Genomic DNA, 5,628 nt, shown 5'->3' with positions numbered 1-5,628 from the left:
ATGGGCAGCGTGGAAACCAGGATGCAGATGATCTTTCCGTCACGGTGTAAGACCGCATTCATCTCGCCGCGAGAATAGCTATAGAAGTTCGTTTTCTTGACTGCGTCGTAGAAGCGATCAGCCGCGTGCGGTGCATCGGCTTCGGTGCCGAGGAAGGTATAACAGGTCACCGTTAGGCCGTCGCCTTGATAAATCGTTACCAAAACCTTTCGACCGTCAAATTCCCGCACCGTACCGCCCACCGCCTTTAGATTCATCGCCGCCAGATCGTATGTCATCGGTTCGAAAGCGCCGCCCACGGAACGATCGAGCGTTTCCTTGATTTCCTCAGGGCTGCCCCCTCGAATGAAAGACAGCTCGCCGCCAATGATTTTTTCATGGACTTCAAGCGCGCTCAAGGATAGTGGCTTTGCCGCCGGCCGCATGATGTAAAGCGCAGGGAGAACGAGTAGGATGAGTAAGGCTACGGCCAGCGCCGGCCGGAGATAAAGTCTTGAAGTTCGGAGCCGCTCGAAGACGGCAGCCTTCGGTCTAAAAACCCGCGGATCGTGGAGAATTCTTTCCCGCAGCGCGGCGGGCGCTTCGAGCCCGACGCCGGCTTTGTGAACCGCGTCCTTGAGCGCCAGTTCCCGGCTATAAATAATCTGACAGCTAGAGCAGCCACTGAGATGTTCCTCTATTGAGGCTCGCTCCGGCCCGGTTAGTTCGTGATCCACCAGGGCGGTGATGAACTCTTGCGCGTCTTCGCACTTCATTGTCATTTCAGACTTTCTCTTTGGTGCCTACGTACTCCTTCAGGTGGCGATACAGCAGTTCTCTCCCACGGGAAAGCCGCGAGCGAACGGTGCCCAAAGGACAGGAGAGGATCTCGGCCGCCTCGGCATAGGAGAAGTCTTCCATATCGACCAGAATGATAAGCGTGCGGAACTCCTCGGGCAGTTTTTTTATGGCAGCGGAGATTTTATGGCTTAACTCCCCGCGCAGGACGTTGCTTTCCGGCCCGGGATTTTCCGCCGGTATCCTTTGCCAGTAGTCCCTCTCTTCATCCTTCCCCGCTTTATCTTCGACCGATACCCAGCGCTTGGCCTCGCGATAACGGTCGAAAAACAAATTATGGAGGATTTTTGTGAGCCACGCTTTCAAATGGGTGCCGGCCACAAACTGTTCGTAAGAGCCGAGGGCGCGCGCGTAGGTCTCCTGCACGAGGTCGTGGGCCTGGTCGGGCTCTTTCGCCAAATGGACGGCCATACGGTAAAGATGGTCGAGGTGCGTCATCGCCTCGCGAGCAAACTTTTCCCGGGCATCCTCCTTGCTCCTCCAAGACACTCGGCCATTCTAAACAGGACCGACTCGGCGCTGCAATCATAAAACGGTCGGAAGGTGGTTATAGTTCCCGAATATTTACGGCTTTGGGAGTCGAAACATTTGCGGGAACTAATTCGCCGGATTTCCCGTTATAGCCACATCATACTTGAAAGGAGAATAATTATGCGGTCCAATATCGGCAGCGGCATAGTAGCTGGTCTTTTAGGCGGAATCGTCTTCGGCATCATGATGCAGATGATGAGCGCGCCAACGCCTCAAGGAGGACAGATGCCCATGATGGCGATGGTCGCCATGGTCCTTGGCTCGATGAGTGTGTTCGTCGGTTGGCTCTACCATCTGTTCAACAGCGCAGTCATCGGCGCTGTCTTTGGCTGGCTGCTCGGTCCGCGCGCGCAAAGCTTTGTTGCCGGGCTTGGATGGGGTGCCGTGTACGGTTTTATATGGTGGATTGTGGGAGCGCTGATACTGATGCCGGTATTTTTAGGGATGCCGCCTTTTGCTCCGATCCAGATGGAGCCGATGCGACCGGTCGCGATGGGTAGTCTGGTCGGCCATCTCATATACGGAATCATTCTCGGCGGCGGCTTTGTCATGTTGAAGCAAGGAGCGCTGGGCGTAACTCGCCATGCCGCATAAATGATTTGTCCATTGCGCAAAGGAGACGACCGATGAATGAGCATGCCGAAATCGAGCGATACAATTACAGCGAATTCGTCGGCTCCGATTTCTTGCCGTTTCGGACGCATTTACCGGCGGGCTCCTCGGCGCCGGACTTTCTGGCGACGCTGTTAGAAACCGGGCGGCCCGTTCGACTGAGCGATTACTGGAAACAAGGCGACCTGCTGATCGAATTTGGTTCTCTCACCTGACCGTACTGCGCGCTGGCGGCGCCGGCGCTCGAACCGATGGCTCGGGAATATGCCGGTAAAGGCATTGCGTTCGTTTTCCTCTACGCGCGCGAAGCTCATCCAGGCGAGAATTTTCCCGCGCATCGAACTATAGAGCAAAAGCTCTCCCATGCGAAAACTTTCCAGAAGCAGTTCAACGTCGAGCGACCGATATTGGTTGACGACCTGATCGGCACGGGACACAAGCTTTACGGCATGCTGCCTAACATGACCTATCTCATCGGGCGCGGAGGTAAGGTACTTTTTCGCGCCGACTGGACCGATCCGCCGACGATCGAGGCCGCGCTTCGGTACGTCCTGGCCTCCCGCGCGCGCCGCCGGGAAGGACTCCACATGGCGCCGTTTTATGCGGAGTTCGTCGGGTATCGCTGGCACGATCCGGATAAGGCGAAAGAGGGAATGAACCGGGCGGGTCCGAAAGCTATCGAGGACTACGAGCGGGTCCAACAACGGTGGCGCAAGCGAGGAACGCGGCCCGGACGCATAGAGATCGAGGATTAAGATCTCCCGTCTCTTCTGACTCGGAATTTTTCTGCCGCGACTTATCTTTAGAAGTTAAGGAACTTTTTCCAGCGCCTCCAGGATCTGCTCGTTCGTCGGCTGCTTTCTGTAATCGACCTCTTCACGATCGTGCTCCAGGACGTAATAAAGCTTGCAACTTTAAAGCAAGGGGACTAATAGAGAGCCAGACACGATTGCGGTAGTTGGAGACAATTTCGCAGGAGATCTTCCATGGGTAAATTTGATCTCGCCATCGGAATTGGCGGCGCTGCCGGCCAGGGGATTGCAACTCCGGGAGATATTCTGGCGCGAATTTTCGTGCGGCGCGGCCTTCATCTAAATGCCTACAACGCGTACCAGTCCATTATACGCGGCGGCCATATTTTTCTAACGCTGCGCACCAGCGACCAACCCGTTCTCAGCATGGGCGACAAGCTGGACGCGCTGGTCCCCTTGAACCAGGACAGCATGGACCGGCATCTGAAGCTCATGAGGGCCGGCTCGGCCGTCCTCTACAACAGCGACAAGATCAAACCTGGAGCCGCCGCCGACGGCGTGCAGCTCTGTTCCTTTTCGGTCAAAGAGCTCGCGCCCAACATCAAAGGCGATCTGGTGCAAAATACCATCGCCCTTGGCGCTCTGTTGCGACTGATCGGCGTCGAGTTCAAACCGCTCGAAGAGATCCTGACGCTTCAATTCAAGAGAAAAGGCGAGGCCGTGATCGCCGAGAACGTGGGCGTCGCGCGCGCCGGCTATGATTATGCCGCGGCTCACTTCAAGCCGTTTCCCTTCTCGCTCCCCGACACCGGCAAGAAACTCGCGTTCTTCGAGGGCAACCAGGCGCTGGCGATGGGCGGGGCCGCGGCCGGAGTGCGATTTTACTGCGCCTATCCGATGAGTCCCTCGACCGGCGTGCTGCATTGGATGGCGCGGCATGGCCGCGAGTTGGGCATCATGGTGCGCCAAGTCGAAGACGAGATTGGGGTTATGAATATGGCGATCGGCGCCGCGCATGCCGGCTGCCGCGCCATGTGCGCCACCTCGGGAGGCGGCTTCGCTCTCATGAGCGAAGCTCTGGGATCGGCGGCGATGATGGAAATCCCGGTGGTTTGCATCGACGTGCAGCGCGCCGGTCCAGCCACCGGCGTGCCGACCAAAACAGAGCAAGGCGATCTCTGGCAGGTGATGGGAGCAGGCCAAGGCGATTACCCGCGCATCATCGTTGCGCCGACCACGATCACGGATTGTTTCAAGACCGTGCCGCAGCTCTTCAACCTGGTCGACAAATTCCAATGCCCGGGCATCGTCCTTTCCGACCTCCTGCTGTCGGAAGGGAGATCGAGCGTCGATCCGGCGGAGTTGGATTTCAATGTGCCGATCGAGCGCGGAGAGATCATAGGAATTAACGGAGATAAGCCGCCCGCGAATGGTTCTTATAAGCGCTACGAGTTGACCGAAAGCGGCGTCTCGCCGCGCGCTCTCCCCGGCACGCCGGGATACGTCCACGTGGTCGCGACCGACGAACACGACGAAGACGGCGTGCTGATCAGCGACGAATTCACCAACCCGCACAAGCGCCAGGCGATTCACGAAAAACGGATGCGCAAGATGGCGGGCATACTTTCCCTGCTGGAGCCGCCCAAGCTCTTAGGCCCGAGCGACGCTCAAGTCACGCTGCTGGGTTGGGGCTCGACCGATGGGGTGATCCGCGAGGCGATCGAGAAGCTCGCCGCCGAGGAAGGAATCGTCGCGAACCATCTTCAGATCAAGTGGCTCGTGCCGCTCCACTCGGATGAGATCCAGGCCATCGTCTCGCAAAGCAAAAAACTCGTCATCGTGGAAAACAATTACAGCGGCCAATTTGCGCGCTACCTGCGCTCGGAGACCGGCATCGCGGCCGACGGCCATATCCATAAATACGACGGCGAGCCGTTTATGCCGCACCACATCGTGGACGGCGCGAAAGCGATCCTGACGGGCGCGCTCAAAGATTACGTGCCGGTCCATGAAGTCATGGTCTGACAGAATGCCAAGTTGGATGTATCTCGGAGGTCCGATGCGTGGGACGAGGAAAATGCAAGCGTATTTTTCCTTCGAGCGTATGACGGTCGTATCGCATCGGACCGGAGAGATGCGTCCAGCTTGGCTATGGCAGAGGAGTCAAGCCGGCTAAGGAGAAACAATATGAGTCTACCCATGATGGACGAAACAGCAGTCGAAAATCGCAGTAGGGTTGTAGCCAAGAGGAACGGTCCCAAGCTCACCGTCAAGGACTTCAAAGGTAAAGTTGATCCGGATTGGTGTCCCGGCTGCGGAGATTTCGGTGTTCTCGCCGCGCTCAAGCAGGCGCTCGTCGAGCTGGAGCTTCAACCGCACGAGGTGATGACCGTGAGCGGCATCGGCTGCTCTTCCAATTTGCCGGGGTATGTGAATGCCTACGGCATGCATACGCTGCACGGTCGCGCGCTGGCGGTGGCCACGGGCGCCCAGCTCGCGAACCATAAACTGAAGGTCATCGCGACCGGCGGCGACGGGGACGGCTACGCCATCGGCGGAAACCATTTCCTCCACACGATGCGCCGGAACGTCGATCTCACCTATCTCGTGATGGACAATCAGATCTATGGACTCACCACGGGCCAGGTCTCGCCGACGAGCATCAAGGGGATGAAGACCAAGAGCACGCCTTTCGGCAGCGTGGAGAACGCGATCAATCCGATGCCCCTCGCGATCGCCGCGGGAGCCACCTACGTAGCCCGCGGATTTACCGGACAGCAAAAACATCTCGTTGAGCTCATCAAGGGAGGCATCCAGCACAGAGGCTTTTCGCTGATTGACGTCTTCAGCCCTTGTGTCACCTACAATAATGACAACAGCCATGAGTTTTTCAAAG

At 57.6% G+C, this 5,628-nt stretch carries 6 protein-coding genes; 4 read left to right on the top strand and 2 right to left on the bottom strand.

The annotated features are described in order from the left end of the window. Nucleotides 1-761 (bottom strand): zf-HC2 domain-containing protein (locus VGL70_17190; GenBank protein HEY3305261.1); only part of this gene is annotated, 761 nt, incomplete at its 3' end. A gap of 1 nt (nucleotide 762) precedes the next feature. Then, a complete protein-coding gene (locus tag VGL70_17185; GenBank protein HEY3305260.1) occupies nucleotides 763-1,326 on the bottom strand; it encodes a sigma-70 family RNA polymerase sigma factor in 564 nt (187 codons plus the stop codon). A gap of 162 nt (nucleotides 1,327-1,488) precedes the next feature. Here VGL70_17185 and VGL70_17180 point away from each other — a divergent pair, with 162 nt between their 5' ends. From VGL70_17180 to VGL70_17165, 4 genes are all read left to right on the top strand, one after another. Continuing rightward, on the top strand, nucleotides 1,489-1,962 hold the full coding sequence (locus VGL70_17180) for a hypothetical protein (protein HEY3305259.1): 474 nt from the start codon (nucleotides 1,489-1,491) through the stop codon (nucleotides 1,960-1,962). 32 nt (nucleotides 1,963-1,994) lie between these two features. After that, complete coding sequence (locus VGL70_17175; protein HEY3305258.1) at nucleotides 1,995-2,735, top strand: TlpA disulfide reductase family protein; 741 nt, start codon at nucleotides 1,995-1,997, stop codon at nucleotides 2,733-2,735. A 231-nt stretch (nucleotides 2,736-2,966) separates the two neighbouring features. Then, the gene (locus VGL70_17170; protein ID HEY3305257.1) at nucleotides 2,967-4,757 is read left to right on the top strand and encodes a 2-oxoacid:acceptor oxidoreductase subunit alpha; all 1,791 of its coding nucleotides are present in this window, start codon (nucleotides 2,967-2,969) and stop codon (nucleotides 4,755-4,757) included. A 162-nt stretch (nucleotides 4,758-4,919) separates the two neighbouring features. Next, nucleotides 4,920-5,628: 2-oxoacid:ferredoxin oxidoreductase subunit beta (locus tag VGL70_17165; GenBank protein HEY3305256.1), on the top strand; the 709-nt coding region annotated here is incomplete at its 3' end.

The organism is Candidatus Binatia bacterium (assembly GCA_036504975.1).
Lineage (GTDB): Bacteria > Desulfobacterota > Binatia > UBA9968 > UBA9968 > JAJPJQ01.
This window is presented reverse-complemented; position numbering and strand designations above follow the sequence as displayed.

Coding starts and splice junctions, on each gene's coding strand:
- VGL70_17180 (HEY3305259.1), top strand. CDS start 1,489: ATGCGGTCCAATATCGGCAGCGGCATAGTAGCTGGTCTTTTAGGCGGA.
- VGL70_17170 (HEY3305257.1), top strand. CDS start 2,967: ATGGGTAAATTTGATCTCGCCATCGGAATTGGCGGCGCTGCCGGCCAG.